The 19079-nt window shown below is 69.0% G+C and carries 19 protein-coding genes and 1 pseudogene; 9 read left to right on the top strand and 11 right to left on the bottom strand.

Translation table 11 applies throughout. The features are described 5' to 3' along the window. Window positions 1–6: 6 nt before the first annotated feature. The 4 genes from OG219_RS41310 to OG219_RS41295 form a co-directional block, all read right to left on the bottom strand. Window positions 7–1002 (bottom strand): NAD(P)-dependent oxidoreductase, encoded by a 996-nt coding sequence (locus OG219_RS41310; protein WP_266835580.1) that lies wholly within the window; start codon window positions 1000–1002, stop codon window positions 7–9. An 87-nt stretch (window positions 1003–1089) separates the two neighbouring features. Further along, a complete protein-coding gene (locus tag OG219_RS41305; RefSeq protein WP_266835578.1) occupies window positions 1090–1887 on the bottom strand; it encodes a VOC family protein in 798 nt (265 codons plus the stop codon). An 84-nt stretch (window positions 1888–1971) separates the two neighbouring features. Further along, a complete protein-coding gene (locus OG219_RS41300) occupies window positions 1972–2784 on the bottom strand; it encodes an NAD(P)-dependent oxidoreductase (RefSeq protein WP_266835576.1) in 813 nt (270 codons plus the stop codon). Continuing rightward, window positions 2784–3329: a DoxX family protein gene (locus tag OG219_RS41295; protein ID WP_266835574.1), complete on the bottom strand. Its 546-nt coding sequence runs from the start codon at window positions 3327–3329 to the stop codon at window positions 2784–2786. The genes OG219_RS41300 and OG219_RS41295 overlap by 1 nt, the downstream gene beginning before the upstream one ends. Before the next feature lie 13 nt (window positions 3330–3342). Between OG219_RS41295 and OG219_RS41290 the strand changes: the two genes are divergently transcribed. Then, on the top strand, window positions 3343–4137 hold the full coding sequence (locus OG219_RS41290; RefSeq protein WP_266835572.1) for an alpha/beta fold hydrolase: 795 nt from the start codon (window positions 3343–3345) through the stop codon (window positions 4135–4137). A 106-nt stretch (window positions 4138–4243) separates the two neighbouring features. On the opposite strand, the gene OG219_RS41285 is transcribed toward OG219_RS41290, so the two are convergent. After that, window positions 4244–5206: a nitronate monooxygenase family protein gene (locus tag OG219_RS41285; RefSeq protein ID WP_266835570.1), complete on the bottom strand. Its 963-nt coding sequence runs from the start codon at window positions 5204–5206 to the stop codon at window positions 4244–4246. A 206-nt stretch (window positions 5207–5412) separates the two neighbouring features. Here OG219_RS41285 and OG219_RS41280 point away from each other — a divergent pair, with 206 nt between their 5' ends. Next, window positions 5413–5622, top strand: coding sequence for a hypothetical protein (locus OG219_RS41280; protein ID WP_266835568.1), 210 nt, complete (start codon window positions 5413–5415; stop codon window positions 5620–5622). Window positions 5623–5748: 126 nt separating this feature from the next. On the opposite strand, the gene OG219_RS41275 is transcribed toward OG219_RS41280, so the two are convergent. Further along, a complete protein-coding gene (locus OG219_RS41275) occupies window positions 5749–6318 on the bottom strand; it encodes a DinB family protein (protein ID WP_266835566.1) in 570 nt (189 codons plus the stop codon). Window positions 6319–6658: 340 nt separating this feature from the next. Here OG219_RS41275 and OG219_RS41270 point away from each other — a divergent pair, with 340 nt between their 5' ends. After that, window positions 6659–7897: a ferredoxin reductase family protein gene (locus tag OG219_RS41270; RefSeq protein ID WP_266835564.1), complete on the top strand. Its 1239-nt coding sequence runs from the start codon at window positions 6659–6661 to the stop codon at window positions 7895–7897. 115 nt (window positions 7898–8012) lie between these two features. Here OG219_RS41270 and OG219_RS41265 read toward each other — a convergent pair. The 4 genes and pseudogenes from OG219_RS41265 to OG219_RS41250 all read right to left on the bottom strand — a co-directional run. After that, a pseudogene (locus OG219_RS41265) lies at window positions 8013–8330 on the bottom strand (winged helix-turn-helix domain-containing protein); the annotation flags it as partial. A 126-nt stretch (window positions 8331–8456) separates the two neighbouring features. Then, the gene (locus OG219_RS41260; RefSeq protein WP_266835562.1) at window positions 8457–9062 is read right to left on the bottom strand and encodes a class I SAM-dependent methyltransferase; all 606 of its coding nucleotides are present in this window, start codon (window positions 9060–9062) and stop codon (window positions 8457–8459) included. Window positions 9063–9243: 181 nt separating this feature from the next. After that, the gene (locus OG219_RS41255; protein ID WP_266835560.1) at window positions 9244–9486 is read right to left on the bottom strand and encodes a hypothetical protein; all 243 of its coding nucleotides are present in this window, start codon (window positions 9484–9486) and stop codon (window positions 9244–9246) included. Window positions 9487–9582: 96 nt separating this feature from the next. Then, entirely contained in the window at window positions 9583–10989 is a 1407-nt protein-coding gene (locus OG219_RS41250) for a ferredoxin reductase family protein (RefSeq protein ID WP_266835558.1), read from the bottom strand. 297 nt (window positions 10990–11286) lie between these two features. Between OG219_RS41250 and OG219_RS41245 the strand changes: the two genes are divergently transcribed. From OG219_RS41245 to OG219_RS41235, 3 genes are all read left to right on the top strand, one after another. After that, the gene (locus tag OG219_RS41245) at window positions 11287–11976 is read left to right on the top strand and encodes a response regulator transcription factor (protein WP_266835556.1); all 690 of its coding nucleotides are present in this window, start codon (window positions 11287–11289) and stop codon (window positions 11974–11976) included. Next, a complete protein-coding gene (locus OG219_RS41240; protein ID WP_266835554.1) occupies window positions 11973–13358 on the top strand; it encodes a HAMP domain-containing sensor histidine kinase in 1386 nt (461 codons plus the stop codon). Before OG219_RS41245 ends, OG219_RS41240 begins: the two co-directional genes overlap by 4 nt. A gap of 471 nt (window positions 13359–13829) precedes the next feature. Next, window positions 13830–14255, top strand: coding sequence for an HPP family protein (locus OG219_RS41235; RefSeq protein WP_266835552.1), 426 nt, complete (start codon window positions 13830–13832; stop codon window positions 14253–14255). 48 nt (window positions 14256–14303) lie between these two features. On the opposite strand, the gene OG219_RS41230 is transcribed toward OG219_RS41235, so the two are convergent. After that, window positions 14304–16088, bottom strand: a complete 1785-nt coding sequence (locus tag OG219_RS41230; protein ID WP_266836412.1) for an ABC transporter ATP-binding protein — start codon at window positions 16086–16088, stop codon at window positions 14304–14306. A gap of 941 nt (window positions 16089–17029) precedes the next feature. Between OG219_RS41230 and OG219_RS41225 the strand changes: the two genes are divergently transcribed. From OG219_RS41225 to OG219_RS41215, 3 genes are all read left to right on the top strand, one after another. Continuing rightward, a complete protein-coding gene (locus OG219_RS41225) occupies window positions 17030–17587 on the top strand; it encodes a DUF1062 domain-containing protein (protein WP_266835550.1) in 558 nt (185 codons plus the stop codon). Window positions 17588–17802: 215 nt separating this feature from the next. Then, window positions 17803–18468: an NAD(P)H-binding protein gene (locus tag OG219_RS41220; RefSeq protein WP_266835548.1), complete on the top strand. Its 666-nt coding sequence runs from the start codon at window positions 17803–17805 to the stop codon at window positions 18466–18468. Between the two features lie 127 nt (window positions 18469–18595). Continuing rightward, window positions 18596–19063, top strand: a complete 468-nt coding sequence (locus OG219_RS41215; protein WP_266835546.1) for a nuclear transport factor 2 family protein — start codon at window positions 18596–18598, stop codon at window positions 19061–19063. Window positions 19064–19079 lie beyond the last annotated feature (16 nt).

Raw genomic sequence — 19079 nt, 5'->3', positions numbered from 1 at the left:
CGGGCTCTACTCCCCGCGCAGCTTCGCCGTCGCGAACTCCCGCATCCCCTCTGCGAACCCGACCTCGGCCTTCCAGTCCAGCTCGGCCCGCAGCCGGGACGAGTCCGCAGTGATGTGGCGTACGTCGCCGAGCCGGTACTCCCCCGTCACGACGGGCTCGGGCCCCCCGTACGCGGAGGCCAGCGCCCGCGCCATCTCTCCGACCGTGTGCGGCTGCCCGCTCCCGGTGTTGTACGTGGTCAACACCCCTTCCCGGGGCTCGGCCTCCAGCGCGGCCACGTTGGCCGCCGCCACATCACGTACGTGCACGAAGTCCCGTCGCTGGCCGCCGTCCTCGAAGACACGCGGGGCCTCGCCGCGGGCGAGCGCGGACCGGAAGAAGGAGGCCACTCCCGCGTAGGGGGTGTCGCGCGGCATCCCGGGCCCGTACACGTTGTGGTAGCGCAGCGACACCGCCGAACCGCCCGTGGAACGCGCCCACGCCGCCGACAGATGCTCCTGGGCGAGCTTGGTCGTCGCGTACACGTTCCGCGGGTCGACCGGAGCGTCCTCACCGACCAGGCCGGGCATCAACTCCCGCCCGCACCCTGGGCACATGGGCTCGAAGCAGCCGTCCTCAAGGTCCTTCACACTCCTGGGCCCGGGCCGTACCACCCCGTGCCTCTCGCAGCTGTAGGAACCCTCCCCGTACACCACCATCGACCCCGCGAGCACCAGCCGCCGCACCCCTGCCTCGGCCATCGCGGCAAGCAGGACCGCCGTACCGAGGTCGTTGTGGGACACGTAGTCGGGGGCGTCGCCGAACCTCGTCCCCAGCCCCACCTTCGCCGCCTGATGGCAGACGGCGTCGACGCCCGGCAGTGCGGCGGCGACCGCCCCGGCGCTGCGCACGTCCAGACCGTCGCGCAGGTCGAACCCGACGGTCTCGTGCCCCCTCGCGGTCAGCGCGTCGACGACATGGGATCCGATGAAACCGGCTGCGCCGGTGACCAGTACTCGCATGTGCGAAACGCTAGTACCGTGCAGACACCGTGCCGCGGCACGGCGCCTGCACGTCACCGGTCCGTAAGACCTCGGCGGACGCGGGGGTCAGCTCTCGGCCGGGGCGAGGACCACGAAATCCGCGTTCGACGGGTCGAGGCAGACGGCCAGCCGGCCGACACCCTCCACGTCCGCCGGACCCATCTGCACGCTGCCGCCCTTCTCGGTGACCTTGGCGACCGCGGCGTCGCAGTCGGTGACGGCGAAGACCGGGTGCCAGTACGGACGCCCGTTCGCCAGGGTGAGATCCTCCTCGCGGACCTCGACGAGGCCGCCGTGCATACGCTCTTCGGGGAGTCCGGCGGGAGTGACGAGGGTGTACGTGCCGCCGCCGCCCGGCATCTCCATGTCGCTGAACTGCCAGCCGAGGACCCCGCTGTAGAACTCCTTCGCGGCCGCGGTGTCGCTCGTGTACAGCTCGGTCCAGGACAGCGAGCCCGGCTCGTCGACCAGCTCGACGCCCTTGTTCTTCCCCGGCTGCCAGACGGCGAACTGGCCGCCCGACGGATCGGTGTACTGCGCCATAATGCCCCAGCGGTCGAGGTCCCTCGGCGCCACCCGCACCGTGCCGCCCGCGCGCTCCACGGCCTTCGTCGTGGCGTCCGCGTCGGCGACGCTGTAGTAGATCATCCAGGCCGGGCGGGCGCCTTCCTCGGTGAGCTTGCCGAGTCCGGCGACGATCTTGCCGTCCTTCCGGAACATCCCACCCTCCATGTCCTCGCCCTCTCCCATGGACTCGAAGTCCCAGCCGAGCACCGCGCCGTAGAAGGCCGCGGCAGCCGGAACATCGAGTGCGCCGAGGTCGAGCCAACAGGGGGAGCCGGGGACGAAATCAGTGGTGATCACAGCGATTTCCCTTCGCAGTTCCTGAGTGACCCCAGCGTGGCACCCGGCACTGACACTCGCCCGTCGGACCCGACGGCGGTGGGCTCAGGGGTGGTGGTTGTTCATCCGTGCGAGTGCCGCGTCGGCCGCCGCGACGACGGTGCCGGAGGCGGCGCCCGCGGTGACGGCGACGTCGGTCACCAGGCGGACGTCCTTGCTGAGCAGGGGCCCGGCGTGGGCGGCGATGCGGTCGAGGGTGCCGCCGACGGCAGCGACCCGGTTCAGGGCGAAGCTGCCGTGGGTGACGGCGGCGGCGAGGGCCGCGGGGTCGACGCCGAGGTCCCGGCCGAGCGCGAGGGTGTCGGCCGCGGTGGCGAGGTTGGCGGTGAACAGGACGTTGTTCAGGAGCTTCGCGAGTTGTCCGGTCCCGAGCGGGCCCATGTGCACGACCGGGTCGCCGTAGGTGGCGAACACGGGGCGGCAGAACGCGACGGTGCCTTGTTCGCCCCCTGCCATCACCAGCAGACGGCCCTCGGCGGCCGCCGGCCCGCCACCGCTGACGGGTGCGTCGATGAGGGTGACACCGCGGGCCCGGGCGCGATCGGCGAGGCGTCGGCAGGTGTCGGGGTGGACGGTGCTGTGCACGGCGATCACTCCCCCTCTGCGCAGCCCGGTCAGGACGCCGGACGATCCGGTGATGACCTCCTCGACGTCTGCGTCGTCGACGACGCAGACGCAGACGAGATCGCTGACGGAGGCGAGGTCCGCCGCCGACGAGGCGCATTTGGCCGCGGTGTCGGCGAAGGGCAGGAGCGTGGCCGGGCGGCGTGCCCACAGCGTCGTCTCGAAGCCCGCGTCGATGATCCGGCGCGCCATGGGGGCGCCCTGGCTGCCCAGTCCGATGAAACCGACGCGCATCAGCGGGCCTCCTGCTCAAGGGGTTCGTTGGTGGAAGGCTCGGGTTCCGGTGCCGGACCGGGGCGCCAGAACGCGGCGAGCAGCCCCGCTGTCGCCGCCACGGCCGCCCCGAGTGCCAGACCGCCACCCGCCCAGCCGGTCATCTCGATGCCGCTCGCCTCGTCCAGCGAGAGCCGCCCCGGTCCCAGTACGGCCAGCGCCAGGGACACCGCGGCGAGGGTGAGGACGTACTCGTAGCCGTCCTTGAAGACGAAGAATCCGTTGCGGCGGTGTGCGAGGAGTCCGGCGACCAGCATCACCGAGATGACGGCCGCGGACGCCAGCGGTGTGAGCAGGCCGAGCAGCAGCAGCGCGCCGGCTCCGATCTCGGTGACGACGCTCATCCAGGCCTGCAAGGTGCCGTGCCGCAGACCGAGGCCGGTGAACCAGCGGGCGGTGCCTTCGATACGGCCGCCGCCGCGCCAGTGGTTGAGGCCGTGCACGATCATGACGACGCCCAGGACCAGGCGTACGAGCAGCAGCGCGACGGCGCCCGGATGGCTCATCCTGCTCTCCCTTGTGGAACGCGCACGCCCTGGCAACGCGGAAGCGCAGCCGGGCGGCGCACGTTCACAGGCGAACCGGCGGAAGAGGACCGCCACGTACGTCCTGGTCCATGGGGGTGCTCACGGCGGATGGTGCTATCAGCGCGTCGCGCGGATCCTGCGTTCGGCCGGGCACAAGGTGTACACGCCCACCCTGACCGGTCTGGGCGAGCGGGCGCATCTGGTCGGCCCCGCCGTCGACCTGGACCTCCAGATCCAGGACATCACCCAGGGGCTTCGCTACGAAGACCTCAGCGACGCGATCCTGGTGGGCCACAGCTACGGAGGAATGGTCATCACCGGCGCCGCCGACCGCGCCATCGACCGGATCGGCCATCTCGTCTACCTGGATTCCATCACCCCGTACAACGGTGAGTCCCTCGCCGACATAGCCCCGGAGCTGATGGCGGCAGCCCGCGCCCAGGGCAAGGTGGTCGACGGCGTCGAACTCGTGCTGTTCCCCGGCACCGAGCCGATCCCGAACTACGGGGTGACCGACCCGGAGGACATCGCCTGGCTGCAGTCGAAGCTGACTCCGCACCCGTACAAGTGCTTCGACCAGAGGCTGCGCCTGGAGAACGAGGAGCAGCTGTGGAAGATCCCGCAGAGCCAGATCGTGTGCACCTCGACGCTGCCCTACCGCGACCCTGAGCGGATGAAGCTCGCGCAGGAGGCCGGCCGGGTCTGGGACATCGACACGGGCCACGACCTGATGATCACAGAGCCGAGGAGGGTCGCCGATCTGCTTCTGAGGCTGGCGTCGGTCTGACGTTCCGACGAAGAGTGAGCATCTGTCGGAGAGCCGGCGGCAGTGGGGACCTGTCGTGGCCGCGACTGTCGGGACCTGTCGTAGCCGCGGCTGTCGGGTGTTGTGCTCAGCGCCTTCCCGCCCGGTTCAGGGCGTCCTCGGCCTGTGTGGCCAGGGTGCCGACGAGGTCGGCCGCGGGTGGCTGGTCGTTGATGAGGTCGACCGCCTCACCTGCCCAGACGGGTAGCGGCGGCACGTCGCCTCGGGCCACGTCGTCCTGATACGCCCGCTGAGCCTGGGCGTCCGCGGCGAGTTCCGCTTCCCGGCCGCGCCATTGGTCGAGGTAGCGATGGCCCAGGGTGCGGGCGGTGTACCGGGAGGGCCACCGGGAGCCGCGGGCGATGTCGAGCACGCGGTTGCGCTCGGTGTCCTGCCCGTGCCCCTCGACGATCGCGGTGGCGATCGAGGGGTGGACCAGGGCTTCGGCGGTGGCCTGGAAGCGGGTGCCTATGACCGCACCCGCGGCCCCCAGGGCCAGGGCTGCCGCCAGCCCGCGGCCGTCGGCGATCCCGCCGGCCGCCAGCACCGGCACCGGTGCCGCCAGATCCACCACCACCGGCACGAACGGGAGGGTGGACCGCCCGTGCCGGGCCCCGTGCCCACCGCTCTCGCTGCCCTGCGCCACGATGACGTCGGCGCCCAAGTCCAGGGCCTGCCGGGCCTCTTCCAGGTCGGTGACCTGGATGATGAGTGCCGCGCCTGCCCGGCGGACGCGTTCGGTGTACGGGCTCGGGTCGCCGAAGGAGAACATCACCGCCCTGGGCTGGTGTTCCAATGCCCGCTCGACCGCCGGGGTTTCGAGCTGCCAGGTCAGAAAGCCGATGCCCCAGGGCTTGTCGGTACCCTGCTCGACGAGGGGCACTTCACGGGCCAGCCAGTCCGGATCCCCGTTCGCGGAACCCAGCAGTCCGAGCCCGCCACCGCGCGAGACGGCCGCCGCCAGCGCGCCACCGGCGGACCCGCCCATCGGTGCCAGCGCGATCGGATGCCGCACCCCGAACAGTTTCGTGAACGCCGTCGACAACGCCATGGCCACCATCATCGCGCATCGCGCTCGCCGGTACCCAAGTCTGACCAAGGCCACCGCCATGGCGACCATCGCGGCATTCGCACTGACCGCCGGCGCAACTGCCGCGGCAGAAGCGGCGCCGAGCGCGGCAAAGCACCGGGTTTCCCAGCACGTCGAAGGTCAGCAAGGGCACCTCTGTCGCCACGAAGGCCTTCCGCGGCGGCACCGTGACAGTGGCCGTCGACGCCAGCGGTTCCAGGGACATCAAGCACACCTGGAAACTGAGCGTCGGCGGCAAGCAGTTCACCTCCGGCACCTACAAGGAGAGCGACAAGAAGAAGAGTTGGACCTTCACCAAGGTCCGGTCCGGCGAGCTCAAGCTCTCGGCTCCGGCCGCCAAGGGCGAAGTCACGAAGATCACGCTCGAATGGAACTGATCCCGAGCGGCCGATGACCCGGGCTTCTCACCAACCGCGCACCTCACACGTTACGGAGAAGCGTGTGAGGTGCGCACCGCGCTGTGACCGCAGCGCGGCTACGGCGCCGGACAGCTCCGGCCCTCGTTACTGGCCAACCCTTCCGTCGATGCACTCGCGCAACAGGTCGGCGTGCCCGCAGTGACGGGCGTACTCCTCGACCCTGTGCACCATCAGCCCCCGAACCGTGATCCCGTCCTCCCCCAGACGCTCGCCCAGATCCGGGTGCTCGGCCAGCGCGGCGTCGGTCGCGGCCTGCTCGCGCGCCAGATCGGAGTACGCGGCTTCGACCACGGCCTGATCGGCGACAGCTCCGTCGAAGTCCGCGTCGCGTTCGCCGTACAGCTTCGGCAGCGGATCACCGTCGCCGATCCAGTTGTGCCAGTCCCGTTCCACCTCGACGAGGTGCCGAAGCAGGCCCAGCAGCGACATCGTCGACGGCGGAACCGACCGACGGGCCAGTTGCTCCGCGTCCAGGCCCTCGCACTTCATCCGCAGGGTCAGACGGTAGTTCGCCAGGAAGTCCAGCAGCGTCGCAAGCTCGCCTTCCGGATGCACATCTTCGGCGCCGCGGGGGTCATCGTCCGGGTCCGCCCACATGTCGGGGTAGACGGTCGCCTGGCTCCATCGTGCGGGTTGGTCACTCATGCGCGCCATGTTCGTCGGTGAGGACTCGAGCCCGCCAGCGAGTTTCGGTCCGGACGAACGGGTGGCCCTTCTTAAAGTGGTCACAAAAAACTCCATCATCCTGATTCGCGCAGCGCCATCCGCATAGCGGGAATGGGCTACGGGCCTCGGGTGTGATGAGAGGGTGTCCATGGGAACGATTCATCAGGTATCACCGGACCGATCGCCCCAGCCCCCGGACGGAACGTCACCACGTCCAAAGCGGTACAGGCCCGGGTGGGGAGACCTGCTCGGCACCCTCGCAGTCTTTACGACCGTCGCCCCTGTCGCGCTGTGGTTGCTGAACCACGGGCTGCCCCTGCCGCTGGGAATGAAGTCCACCGTCGGCATGCTGGGGCTGCTGTCCTCACTCGTCGCGACCCAGCTCATGCTCCTGCTGGTCGTCCTCATGGCGCGGATCCCATGGGTGGAACGAGCCTGGGGGCACGACCGCCTGGCTCGGCAGCATCGCTGGATCGGGTTCGCGTCCTTCTGGTTCATGATGGCGCACCTCGTCGCCCAGACCCTGGAGCGAGTCTCCCGCGACTGGTCCGTCGCCTGGCAACGGACCTACGAGCTCTACGTAGTTGAACCGTGGATGCTCGCGGCCACCGTCGGCACCGTCCTCATCATCGGCGTCATGGTCACGTCGATGCGCTGGGCACGTCGGCGCCTGCGCTTCGAAGGCTGGCACCTGCTGCACCTCTACACCTACCTCGGCCTGATCCTCATCCTGCCGCACATGCTGGTGACCGGTCCGGAGTTCCACGCGCAGTGGGCACGCGCTTATCTGTGGACCGAATACATCCTCGCCGCTGCCTGCATCCTGGCCTTCCGCCTCGGTCTGCCGCTGTACCGGTCCCTGTACCACCGGCTCCGGGTCGAGGAAGTGAGCAGCGAGGCGCCCGGCGTGGTGTCGATCTCACTGACGGGCCGTCAACTGGACCGGCTGCACGCCAAGTCGGGGCAGTTCTTCATCTGGCGCTTCATGGACGGACCCGGTTGGACCCACGGCCACCCCTACGCCCTGTCCGCCGCACCTCAACACGACCGGCTCCGCATCTCGGTCCGGGAGTCCGGCGACGGCAGTGCCCGCGCCGCCACGCTGCGGCCCGGTACCCGTGCGCTGATCGAAGGGCCGTACGGCACCATGACCGCGCGTCGGCGCCGCTGGCCGAAGATGCTGCTCCTCGCGGCCGGAATCGGCATCACGCCGTTGCGGGCACTGCTGGAGGACACGCGATACGGCTCCGGCGAGGCCACGTTGATCTACCGCTTCAGCAGCGAGGACGACCGGCTCTTCACAGCGGAGCTGCAGGAGCTCGTCACCCGCCGCGGCGTCGACCTGGTCCTGCTGCCCGGAGGACGCGGCTCCGACGGCTCATGGCTGCCGGCCGACTTCGGTGCACAACCCGATGAGATCCCCGTACTGCGTCACGCCGTCTCCGACTTGACCTGCCGGGACGTCTACGTGTGCGGCCCTCCCCCGTGGGCCTCCGCGGTCCACGAGACACTGCGCCGCGCGGGCGTCCGCGAGGAAGACATACACACCGAAGTCTTCGCCTGGTAACCGTCTCTGATCCAAGGAGCGACCCCGTCATGCATCGCATCACCCTGTGGAGTGCTCTGGTCCTGTCCGCTGTCGGCCTGGTCGTCTGCTACCTGGTCAATGCCGGCGGTCTGACCTACAACCCTGCGGTACCCACGGACAACGACAGGGAGCAGGGCACCCACATGCCGGCTCCAGGTACGGAGAAGAAGTAGCCGCCCGCCTCAAGCTTGCGGCGCAGGTACATGACGTACACGTCAACGGTGTTGGACGTGGGTCCGCCCTGTTCACCCCACAAGGACTTGAGCAGCCACTCCCGTGTCAGTACGTGGCCCGGACGCGCGAGGAAGAGTTCCAACAGGGCGAACTCGGTTCGTGTCAGGTGCAGATGACGGCCGTCGCGAGTCACCCGGCGGTTCGTTGTGTCCATGCGCAGACCGGCGAAGGTCAGGACGCGCGAGGCGAATTGGCTCTTCGTCATCGACTACGAGAATGCTCGGACCGTCGTCGGCGGTGGTTGTTGCCATGTCTTGTTCTCCGAGGTCGTTCGGCACGGAGCCGGCGGAGGTGGCTCGGCTCTTCACGCTTGCGGAAGCGCTCCGCAGCGGCAGCGGGCCGGGGCGGGGACCAGGAGGTGATGGACGTACGCCGGGGGCACGTTGGAGACGACGATCTCGCTGCCGACCACATGGAGGTCTATGGCCTCGCGCAGTGCTCGCCGGGAGAGAGCCTGCCGGGGATTGAGATGCTGCACGGCCCGGCCTCCGATGTAGCTGAAGAAGGAAAGCCGGCCACCAGGTCTGAGCGACGCGAGGAGTTGGCGGACGACGGCCTCGATCTGCGAGGGCGGGAAGTTCGCGAAGGGCAGCCCGCACACGATGTGGTCGTAGTGCCCGAGTTGCTGGTCCTGGACGAGGCCGTGGTGCAGGCGCGTACGGGGAGCGATGGCTGCCAGCCGTGAGTCGTGCCGCAGAGCCGCCGCCAGGTGGTCGACGAACGGGCGGTTGGCCTCGACGAGTTCGAGGGTGTCGTTGGGGCCGAGGCGTTGGGCGAGGTGGCGGGTGACGGCTCCGGTGCCCGGTCCGACTTCCAGCACGGCACGCGGCTGGTCCGGGCTGCCGGGCTGGACGTGGCGGGTGAGGGCACGGGACAGGGCAGCTCCGCTGGGCGCGATGGATCCCGTCATTTTCGCGGTTCGGGTGAACTGCCGGAGAAATGCCAGAGCTTCTGTCAGAGCAGCTGATGCGGTCGAGGTCGTCACGTGGGCACCTTCGCCTTGCTGAATGGCGGGTTACTGGGACCGTCGGTTCCGACCAGGACGGTCCCAGTAACTGTCGGAAATTGCCGGCAGGATGTAAGACGGTGAGCTACTTGTTCTCGCCGGGCTTGCCGACATGCTCGCCGTCGCCCGGTGTGTCGTCACCGGACTTCGCCTGGTCGGCGGGGCTTGCGGACGCGTCGGCGCCAGGGCTGGCAGAGGCCGTCGCGACGGGTTCCTCGTTCTTGGTCTCGCCTCCCTTCGCACCACTCCCGGAAAGGTTGAGCTGGTAGGCGAAGAGAAGGGCGGTCACGGCGAGGGTGGCCGTGAGCCAAAGCGTGATGCGGCGCATCATTACTCCTTCGGGTATTTGCGAATTACGGTTGGCGGATTCCACCGGACTCCACCGGATTGCGGATCGTGGATTGCGGGATTGCAGGATTGCGGATTACCAGGCGAATTCCTCGGTGTGCAGACTGTCTCGATGCACGCCTGCGGACCTGGTTGCCTTGCGGACCGCTGAAAGCCAGGCGGGCGGACCGCAGACATAGACATCGCGATCGGCGATGTCCGGGACGAGTTCCTTGAGCACTTGGGCGTCATCGGCACGGGTGCCGACGCCTGCCGGCAGCCACGAGTCGTCGGCACGGCGGGGGCCTGGCATGAAGTGCAGCTCGACACCGCGCCGGGCGGCGATCTGCCTCAACTCGTCCGCGAACACGGCGTGTTCACCCTCGGTGTAGCGGTAGAGGAGGGCTGCTTCCCCGGGGGCGTAGGCGGTGTCCTCGAGCAGGGCACGCATGGGGGTGACGCCGATACCGGCGGCGATGAGGAGCATGCGGGGGTGTCGGCGCTGCCGTGCCGTGAGCGTGCCGTACGGGCCTTCGATCAGAACGCGGGTGCCGGGCTTGAGGCGGGCTTGGCGCTCGCTTCCGTCTCCGGCGATCTTCACCGTGATCCGCAGGCGGTCGGCTGTGGGTGCCGCGGAGAGGGTGTACGGATTGCCGCGGGACCAGCCCGGGCCGTCGAGGAAGCGCCAGATGAAGAACTGTCCGGACTCGGTGCGCAGCCTGTCCAGCCGGTGTCCGCGCATGGTGACGGAGAAGATCCCCGGCCCTTCGGGACGTACCTCTGCCACGCGCAGCCGGTGGTAGAGGGAGCGCCAGGCGGGCCAGCCGAGCCGGTAGAGGACGGTGACGCCCGCGGCGAACAGATACAGGGTCCACCAGTAGGTGCGGGCCCAGGCCTCGTGGAAGTCGGCGCCGTCCTCCAGCATGTGCGGGAAGGTGAATGCGACGCCGAGGTACGCGTACAGGTGGAGCAGGTGCCAGGACTCGTACCGCAGCCTGCGGCGGGCCGCCCGGACGGACGTGACGACCACCATGATCACCGCGATGGTGCCGATGGTGGCGAACAGCATCCACGGGTCGGTGATGAACAGCTTCCACAGCTCGTCCAGCGCACTGGCCGGGTCCCGGGAAATGCGCTGTACGGCGAAGAGCACGACGTGCGCCATCATCAGCCAGAACGACGCGAAACCGATCCAGCGGTGCCGCCGGGTGAGCAGATCGTGGCCCCAGGACCGCTCGACCCAGGGGATCCGGGCAAGGAGCACGACCTGCAGCAGCATCAGATCGGCGGAGACCAGCCCGGTGAGCAGGCCGAGCGATCCGACGGCGGTGTCCACGGTGGTCAGGCTCAGCAGGCCCTGATTGCGGATCCAGAGGAATACGACGGCGACCACTGAGGCGATGGCGGCCGGCCCCAACAGGTCGGCGAGGCCCAACCTGAGGGCGCCACGCTGCGGCGCGGGCGGCCTTCGGTGGCCGGTGGCCGCCGCATTGGATGTGGTCATCACTACCTTCCCTCGGACATGTGACGGGGGTGACAGGCACCCTGGTGGGCGCTTCGACGACCAGCGTGGAGGGCGTTTTTGTGGCGTCTTTAAGAAGGCGTGGCGCCTTCGAGACGGCCTGGTGCGTTCGAGGAGGCGCAGGCAGCGGCGTGGCCGCGCCGTTCTTAATCTGTTTTGTGAAAGATCGGCCATCCTGGTCGTGGGTGGCCGGACGGGCCCGTCCGGCCGGTCCGGGCCCGGTCATCCGCGATCGCGATACGGCTTGGGTGTCCCGCCCGGCACGGAAAGTGAGGGGCGATGTCGGTTTCCCGGCGAAAGCCACTGGTGCTTGTGGTGGACGACGACCAGGGCGTCCGCCAGGCACTGCGGCTGGGACTGTCCGTCGAGGGCTTCGACGTCCATGAGGCCCCCGACGGGGAGGCCGGTCTGGACGCGATCGCCGCGCAGCTGCCCTCGGTCGTCCTGTTGGACGTCGTCATGCCCGGCATCAGCGGGGTGGAGGCGGTACGGCGTATGCGGCTGCAAGGGCGCACCATCCCGGTGTGCATGCTCTCCGCACGCGACGAGGTCGACGACCGGGTGGCGGGACTGGCGGCCGGCGCCGACGACTACGTGGTCAAGCCCTTCTCGGTCGCCGAGCTCGCCGCCCGGCTGCACGCCCTGGTCCGCCTCCACGAGGGCAGTCGGCAGCGCCCTCTCCTGCTGGGCGACCTCACCATCGAACCCGCCCGCCGGGAGGCCACGCGCGCGGGCCGTGAGCTGGGGCTCACCACACGCGAATTCGATCTCCTGGCGGCGCTCGCCCAGCGTCCGGGGCAGGTCCTGAGCCGCGCCCAGCTCCTTGAGCAGGTGTGGGGCTACACCTGGGACGTGGACACCAACGTGGTCGACGTCTTCATCGGCTATCTCCGCAGGAAGCTCGAGGCCGGCGGCGAGAAGCGGATCCTGCAGACGGTGCGCGGCGTCGGATTCGCGCTGCGGACATGAGGCTCCCCCTGCCGCGCAGCCTGCGCTCACAGATCACCGCGAGCGTCGCCCTCCTGGTGGTGCTCGTGGTCGGCGTCGCCGGCCTCGTCATCGTGGACCGCATCGACCACCGTGACCGCACCGACGTCGACCGGCAGCTCACCGCCCGCGCCACCAAGGTCCAGGAGGACGCGGACAAGCTCCTCTCCCAGGGAGACGGCGCCGACCGGGTCGGGAGCGACGACTACGGCGGCCTCCTCGCCGGCAGCCAGTCCCTGGTCCGGCTCATCTCCGGCGACGAGATCATCGCCCAGCGCGGCGACGAGCTCACGGTCGACATCCCCGTCCCCACCTCGGACGGCCTGAGCACCATCCGGGCCGGTGGTCAGACCTGGCGTTCCCTGGTGCAGCCCGTGGAAGACACCGGCAGCGAACGCCTCCAGGTGCTGCAGGACCTCGGCCCCATCGAGCAACGGCTGGCCGACAACACCCGCATCGTGGCCGGCGTCGCCGTGCTGTCCATGCTGTTCACGGCAGGCGGCGTGTGGCTGATCACCAGAGTGGTCCTGCAACCTCTGCAGCGGCTCCGTACCGGCGCGCAACGCATCCGCCCCGCCGATACCCATCAGGAACTGCCCACAGTCACCCGGCCGCAGGAGGTCGCGGACCTGTCCGCCTCCCTCAACCGCATGCTGGGCCAGCTCCAGACGAGCATGCACGCCACTCGCCGTTTCACCGCCGACGCCGGGCACGAGCTGCGCACCCCCCTCACCACCATCGGCATGAACCTGGAAACCCTGCAGCGCAACCCACAACTCCCCGCCGCCCAGCGGCAGGAAGCCCTCGACGCGATGGTCGTCGAGCATCACCGCATCACGACACTGCTGGAGGGCCTGCAGATCCTCGCCCGCGGAGATGCCGGTGCGCTCCCGCCCCGTGCCGCGGTGGATCTGCCGGCGCTGCTCGATGAAGCCGTACGACACGCGCAGCACCGGCATCCCACGACCACCTATTCCCTGTCCGTCGCTGCCGGCAGCGCTCCGCGCGTGCAGGGCTGGCCCGCCGGGTTGCGGCTGGCCGTGGACAACCTGCTCAACAACGCGGCCCTGCACGGCCGGCAACCCCACGGGCAGGTCCACGCATCACTCGTATGGGACTCGTCGCTGTCCTACCTCTCCGTCACCGACAACGGGCCCGGCATCCCCGCCGACGAACGGGAAGCCGTCAAGGAACGCTTCGCACGAGGCCGTCGGCCCCGCAGCCACGGCTCCGGTCTCGGACTCGCCCTGGTACAGCAGCAGGCAGAACTCCACGGCGGCACCCTCACCCTGGGAGACGCTGTCGGCGGCGGACTCCAAGCGACGCTGGCGATCCCACTGCGACAGGCCCCAGCGGTTCGATAGAGGCCCTCGATCGAGCGATAAAGAGGCGGGCTTGGACAGGCGTTGGCCTGCGACGTCAGGATTCAGGGCGTGATCCCCGTCTTCACGGACGACGAGCCGCCGTGGGCCGGAAGCGGGGACGGTTCCGAGGAGTTCCCTTGCTGCCTCCGTGCGCGCCGAAGGTGTACGCCCTGTCCGGCAGGACCGAGATCGCTCCTACTCTCCACGCGCCGCGGACGCATGCTGCGTGCTGTCGGCTGGGCAGATCTACGGCTGTGGGCCTTTCGACAGCTGTCGGCCGTTCTACAACTGTCGGCACTTCTACGGCTGTCGGCCTTCCGTCCGGACAGGTATGTCGCATTCATGGCGTGTGACGCGCCCGGGCTACCGGAAGCCATGAACGCCCCGACCCGCCTGGCGAAGCGGCCTCCCGTTCGCCGGCGGGAGACCGGCGAACCACGGCCGCCACGGCGCACGGTCGCATCGGCGGCCGTGACCACGTCCGTCGGGCTGGCCGTGTTGGTCGCCTTGGGAGCGCTCACTCACCAGACGGTGCTTGTGCCACCGCTCGCGGCCACCATGGCCATCGTCACCGCGACTCCCGACTCGCCTCTCGCGCAGCCCCGCCATGTCATCGGCGGCCACATGCTGTCCTGCCTCGTCTGCTTCGCGGTGCTCGCCCTCGGCTGGCACGGTCCCTGGGCCGCGGCCGTGGCCTGCGGCATCGCCTGCGGACTCGTGCTCGTACTCAAGGCGGCCCATCCACCCGCCATGGCGACCGCCGTCATGATCATGCTCACCCACCCGCCCGCCGAACGCTTCGTACCCCTGCTGGCCGCCGGTGCGGTACTGCTCGTCGCGGTGCAGATGGTCTCCGCCCGCCTGCAGCGAGAGGTCTATCCCACCTCTTGGTGGTGAGCCGGCACCGTCGTGCGGCCCCGCGTGGCGGGGGCGGTCGTACGGCGGTCACCAGGTCGTCTCGTTGAAACGGGCGTCGGTGGGTCCGGCCTTCTTGAGCCGGACGCCGTGCGGTGCTCCTTGCAGTTCCGCGTAGACCCCGCGGCGGGCGAGGAGTTCTTGATGGGTGCCGCTTTCCACCATCCGCCCGTGATCGAGTACGACGATGCAGTCGGCCTGCGGAGCCAGCTGAAGGTCATGAGTGATCATGAGGGTCGTACGGCCGGACATCAGCTCGCGCAACGGGCCGATCACCCGACGGGCAGCCAGGGCGTCCAGTCCGGTCGTGGGCTCGTCAAGGATCAGTACGGGCGCGTCGCGGAGCATCGCGCGGGCAATCGCGATGCGCTGCAGTTGCCCGCCGGAGAGCCGGGCGGTGTGGGGATCGATGGGGGTCTCGTAGCCCTCCGGGAGTGCGGCGATGAAACCGTGGGCGGCCGCGGAGCGGGCCGACTGCTCGATCTCCCGCTCGGTGGCCCCGGGGCGGCCGCAGGCGATGTTCTCGCGGATGGTGTCGTGCAGGATCAAGGTCTCTTGGGGCAGCAGGGTGACGTGTTCGCGCAGGAAGGACACCGGTACGGCGTCCAGGGCGACACCGTCGAGCCGGACACTTCCCTCGGTGGGGTCGTAGAAGCGCAGGAGCAGCTTGGCGACGGTGGACTTGCCCGCGCCGCTCGGTCCGGTGACCACGACGAATTCACCGGGCCGTGCGGTGAGGGACACGTCGTGGAGGGTGGGCGCGTCCTGTCCCGGATAGCTGAAGCCGACCCGGTCGAGTTGTACGGTCCCGTGCACGCGCCAGGGGGTGCTCGCCCGATGCGCGGGCGGGTCGGAGACGGCGGGCCGTGTGTCGAGGATTTCCAGCAGCCGTTCGGCGCCCGCGGTGGCCGCGGTGATGGTCAGACCGAGCTGGCCGAGGCTGCGCAGCGGCGGGTACAGGTAGCCCAGGAAGGCGGCGAAGGACAGGAGTTGGCCGATGGTCATGCGGTCCTGGGAGATTTCCCAGGCGCCCAGTCCGATCACGCCGAGGACGCACACCGTCTCGATGACTTCCACGGCCTGTTCGTAGAGTTCGCTCATGCGTGCCCCGGTCACTGAGGCCCGCATCCATGCGCGGGCTTCGCGCCGCAGCCGCTTCTCCTCGGCGTTCTTGAGGTTGTAGGCCTGGGTGAGCACGACGTTGCCGAGTGCTTCCTCGACGACGGAGGTGATGGCTCCGTCGGCGACGCGCTCATCGCGTGCGACCGACTTGATGGGCGCGGAGAACTTCCTGGCTGTGAGCCACAGGACAGGGGCCAGGGTGAAGGTGGCGAGGGCCAGGTCCCAGCGCAGCCACAGGGCCGCAGCCGAGAACAGTACGACGTTGAAGATCGCGGAGACGATGCCGACGACGCCGGAGACGACCATTTCCTCGATGGATTCGACGTCCCCCGTCAACCGCTCCACCAGGTCGCCCTGCCGGTGCCGTTGGAAGAAGTCCGGCGGGAGGTCCTGGACGTGCCCGAAGACTCGAGCACGCAGCCGCATGACGAAACGCTCCGCGGTCCACACGGCCGCCGAGTTGCCGGCGTATCCGACAGCGGCGCCGAGGACCGCGACGGCCAGCCACTGCCCCGCCGGTACCCAGAACGCGCTGAGTGAGCCCTTTTGGAGCGCGTGGTCGGTCAGTTCACCGAACAGCAGGATCGCCGCCGTCTCGCACACCGCGGCCACGATGACACAGCAGCAGATCAGCACCAGCCAGCGCCGATCGTCCTTCGTCAGCGGCCAGAAACGGGAGAATGCCTGCCGCATGGTGAGTTGTGGCGCCGCGTCCGTGTCACCGCCCTCCGCCTCGGCGGGGTCCACGCCGACACGCTCCAGTTGGAGTCCCACGAGCGTCTGGGTGCCGTGAGGGCGCAGCAGACCGGCTCGGCGGTGACGGCCTCTCACGGGCGGTACCGACGCCTGCGACAGGCGCAGTTGCATCGTCTGCTGATCGTCGTTCAAGGCCACTGCCACTCCTGAATCGGGCTCTGACATGGAAACACTAGGAGGCCTTCTTGAGGGTGGTTTAAGGAAACTCCCCGATATCCCGATTCCAGAAGTCACGCCCAGAAAGCACGCTCACAAAATGCCGAAAGCGGGCCCGCGACCGGCCGTCGCAGGCCCGCTTACCGCGGACTACTTGATCGGGCGGGTCTTGCGGACCTTCGCCGTCTTGGCCGGCTTGGCGGGCTTCACCTTGGCGGGCTTGGCCGTCTTGGCGGGCTTGACAAGGGCAACCTTCTTGAAGCTCACGATTCCTCCATAGGCGCAGCTCAACTGCTGCGTAGTTCCTTTCGCCGAAGCCGTCCGGCTTCGACACGGAAGACATTAGGAGGCTTTCTTGAGGCGAGTTTAAGAGGAAAGGAAAAGGCAGGGAGAGCTCTCTCCTTGCCGCTCTCGACGTCAGCCGGTGATCGGCTCGATCAGCTGTCGCGCCTCGCCCCCGGACGACCGGGAGTCGGTCCGCACGCTCAGCGCGCAGCAGCTCCTCGCCTCCGCGGGGACGTCACCGGCCTGCGTGGGCGTTCGAAAAACCAGTGGAACGGGGCCGCTGCGCGCCGTTACCGTGCTGCCGAGCCAAGTCGTCTGGGTTAGGACGTGCCGTTGTACACCCTGTGAGACCCCCCGAGAGCTGATCTGTCGCGCGTCGCGCATGTGCGCCGCGCTCCTTTTTGCTGCGGACTTCTCACTGAAATCGGTGTATTTCTGTGCTCAATAGCTGGGTGGTCATGCCCACCTGCCTGCCGACTGTTCTCCGCCGTTGCCACGCGTGCGCGTCCGAGCGTTTCCGGGCAAACGGCAAATTTCGCGTCAACGCAAACCACAAGCTCCTCGACGCCTGGCTCCTCGTGCTCTGCACGGGTTGCGGGGACACGGCCAAGCTCACGGTCGTGGAGCGGATGAATGTGCGCTCCGTACGACCTGAGCTGCTGGACCGGATGCATGACAACGACCCTGGCCTGGCCGCTGAGTTGCTCCAGGATCCGGTCGTGCAGCGCCGTAATCGCATAGCCCTCGACTGGGACAACGCCTGGCGCCTCGACACCGGCGGATCGGATCACCTGGACCGCAAGGTGGGCGATGCGATCGATGTGTCGGTCCGCTTTGCGGCGCGGATCCCTGTCCGGCCGGTGCGGCTGATCGCTGAAGGCTGCGGCCTTTCGCGGGCCGAGGTCGAGCGACTGATCACGGAGGGGAAGCTCGTCTCCGCAGTCCGGCTGAGCGGCAAGCTCTCCGGCGACTTCACCTTCACGCTCAAGCGCTGAGCCTTCCTAGGGACCAGGGCCTGTCCGGCAGGACCCGCCGGACAGGCCCTGGTCCACCGAACGCGCCACTCGGGTACGTGGCCGTACGCGCGAATCACCGAATTCCGGTGGCGACCTTTCACCTGCCCGGCGGGGACTCTGGACACGGGTCGCCGCAGTACCCGGCTTCGGCAGATCATGGAACCCTCAAGTACGAAACCTGGAACGGAGTCGACGTGAAGGTAGTTCTCTTCGGGGCGTCAGGCATGGTCGGCCAAGGCGTCCTGCGCGCATGCCTGGAAGATCCCGAGGTGGCCGAGGTCATCGCCGTCGTACGGCGACCGCTCGGCAGGACCGCACCGAAGCTGCGCGAGGTCCGGCACGCCGACCTCTCCGATCTCACCCCGATCGCAGCGCAGTTGTCAGGGGCGGACGCGTGTTTCTACTGCCTCGGAGTCTCGTCGGCGGGGCACAGTCGCGAGGAGTACGAGAGGATCACCTACGGCTACACCCTGGAGGCCGCGCGAGTCGTGGCGGCCGGCAATCCGCACCTGACATTCGTGTACGTGTCGGGGGAGGGCACCGACAGCACGGAGCGGGGGCGGGCCTTCTGGGCCCGGGTGAAGGGCCGGACGGAGAATGCGCTGATGGCCATGGACATGCGCGCGTACGCCTTCCGCCCCGGATGGATCCAGCCCGTCCACGGGGAGACCTCCGGAACGCGGTGGTACCGGGTGGCCTACCGGCTCACGTCCTGGCTGTATCCGCTCCTGCGCCGCGTGGTGCCCCGCTACGTGACCAGCACCGAGTACCTCGGGCGGGCGATGATCGCCGTTGCCCGGCTCGACGGTTCCGGACCCCGCGTTCTGCGGACGGACCAGATCACCCGGCTCGGGGCGTAGCGACGTACGGGCGGCAGGCCGTCCGGCGGGAATCACCGGAATCCGGTGAGGACTGGTCACCTGCTCTGCGGCAATCCTGAACTGGGCGTGCAGTGAAGGCGCCGCGGCCTGTGGAGGAGATGTCGCCGTGAGTATCCGTACGTCAGTCACCGAGGCGGAGGCCGCCGACCGGCTCGCCCTCCGCGAACTGATCGACGCCTACGCGCACTGCGCCGACCGGCGTGACGCCAAGGGGCAGATGGCCCTGTTCACCGAGGACACCCACTTCGTGGTGTACATGGACGCGAGGGATCCAGAGCCGACGCAGGAGTTGCACGGCCGCGAGTCGCTGGCGCCGGTCTTCGACGCGCTCAACGCGTACGCCGCCACCATGCACTTCAACGGGCAGAGCACGATCGAGTGGGAAGGCGACCGCGCGAGCGGGGAATCGTACTGCCTGGCCCATCATCTGACGGAGGCCGACGACGGCTCGCGGACGATGATGGTCGCCTCGATCCGCTACCTCGACACGATGGTCAAGCGGGAGGGAGAGTGGCTGTTCGCCGAGCGCCGTCTCCTGGTCAACTGGACCGATACACGGCCCCTTCAGCTCTGATCCGGACCCACGCCCA

Source organism: Streptomyces sp. NBC_00038 (assembly GCF_026343635.1).
Lineage (GTDB): Bacteria > Actinomycetota > Actinomycetes > Streptomycetales > Streptomycetaceae > Streptomyces.
This window is presented reverse-complemented; position numbering and strand designations above follow the sequence as displayed.

Excerpts from the sequence above, each read along its gene's own strand:
- OG219_RS41260 (WP_266835562.1), bottom strand. The coding sequence starts at position 9,062 with ATGACGGGATCCATCGCGCCCAGCGGAGCTGCCCTGTCCCGTGCCCTC.
- OG219_RS41285 (WP_266835570.1), bottom strand. The coding sequence starts at position 5,206 with ATGGCGTTGTCGACGGCGTTCACGAAACTGTTCGGGGTGCGGCATCCG.
- OG219_RS41240 (WP_266835554.1), top strand. The coding sequence starts at position 11,973 with ATGAGGCTCCCCCTGCCGCGCAGCCTGCGCTCACAGATCACCGCGAGC.
- OG219_RS41250 (WP_266835558.1), bottom strand. The coding sequence starts at position 10,989 with ATGACCACATCCAATGCGGCGGCCACCGGCCACCGAAGGCCGCCCGCG.
- OG219_RS41295 (WP_266835574.1), bottom strand. The coding sequence starts at position 3,329 with ATGAGCCATCCGGGCGCCGTCGCGCTGCTGCTCGTACGCCTGGTCCTG.
- OG219_RS41245 (WP_266835556.1), top strand. The coding sequence starts at position 11,287 with ATGTCGGTTTCCCGGCGAAAGCCACTGGTGCTTGTGGTGGACGACGAC.
- OG219_RS41275 (WP_266835566.1), bottom strand. The coding sequence starts at position 6,318 with ATGGCGCGCATGAGTGACCAACCCGCACGATGGAGCCAGGCGACCGTC.
- OG219_RS41255 (WP_266835560.1), bottom strand. The coding sequence starts at position 9,486 with ATGCGCCGCATCACGCTTTGGCTCACGGCCACCCTCGCCGTGACCGCC.
- OG219_RS41270 (WP_266835564.1), top strand. The coding sequence starts at position 6,659 with ATGAAGTCCACCGTCGGCATGCTGGGGCTGCTGTCCTCACTCGTCGCG.
- OG219_RS41300 (WP_266835576.1), bottom strand. The coding sequence starts at position 2,784 with ATGCGCGTCGGTTTCATCGGACTGGGCAGCCAGGGCGCCCCCATGGCG.
- OG219_RS41230 (WP_266836412.1), bottom strand. The coding sequence starts at position 16,088 with ATGCGGCAGGCATTCTCCCGTTTCTGGCCGCTGACGAAGGACGATCGG.
- OG219_RS41310 (WP_266835580.1), bottom strand. The coding sequence starts at position 1,002 with ATGCGAGTACTGGTCACCGGCGCAGCCGGTTTCATCGGATCCCATGTC.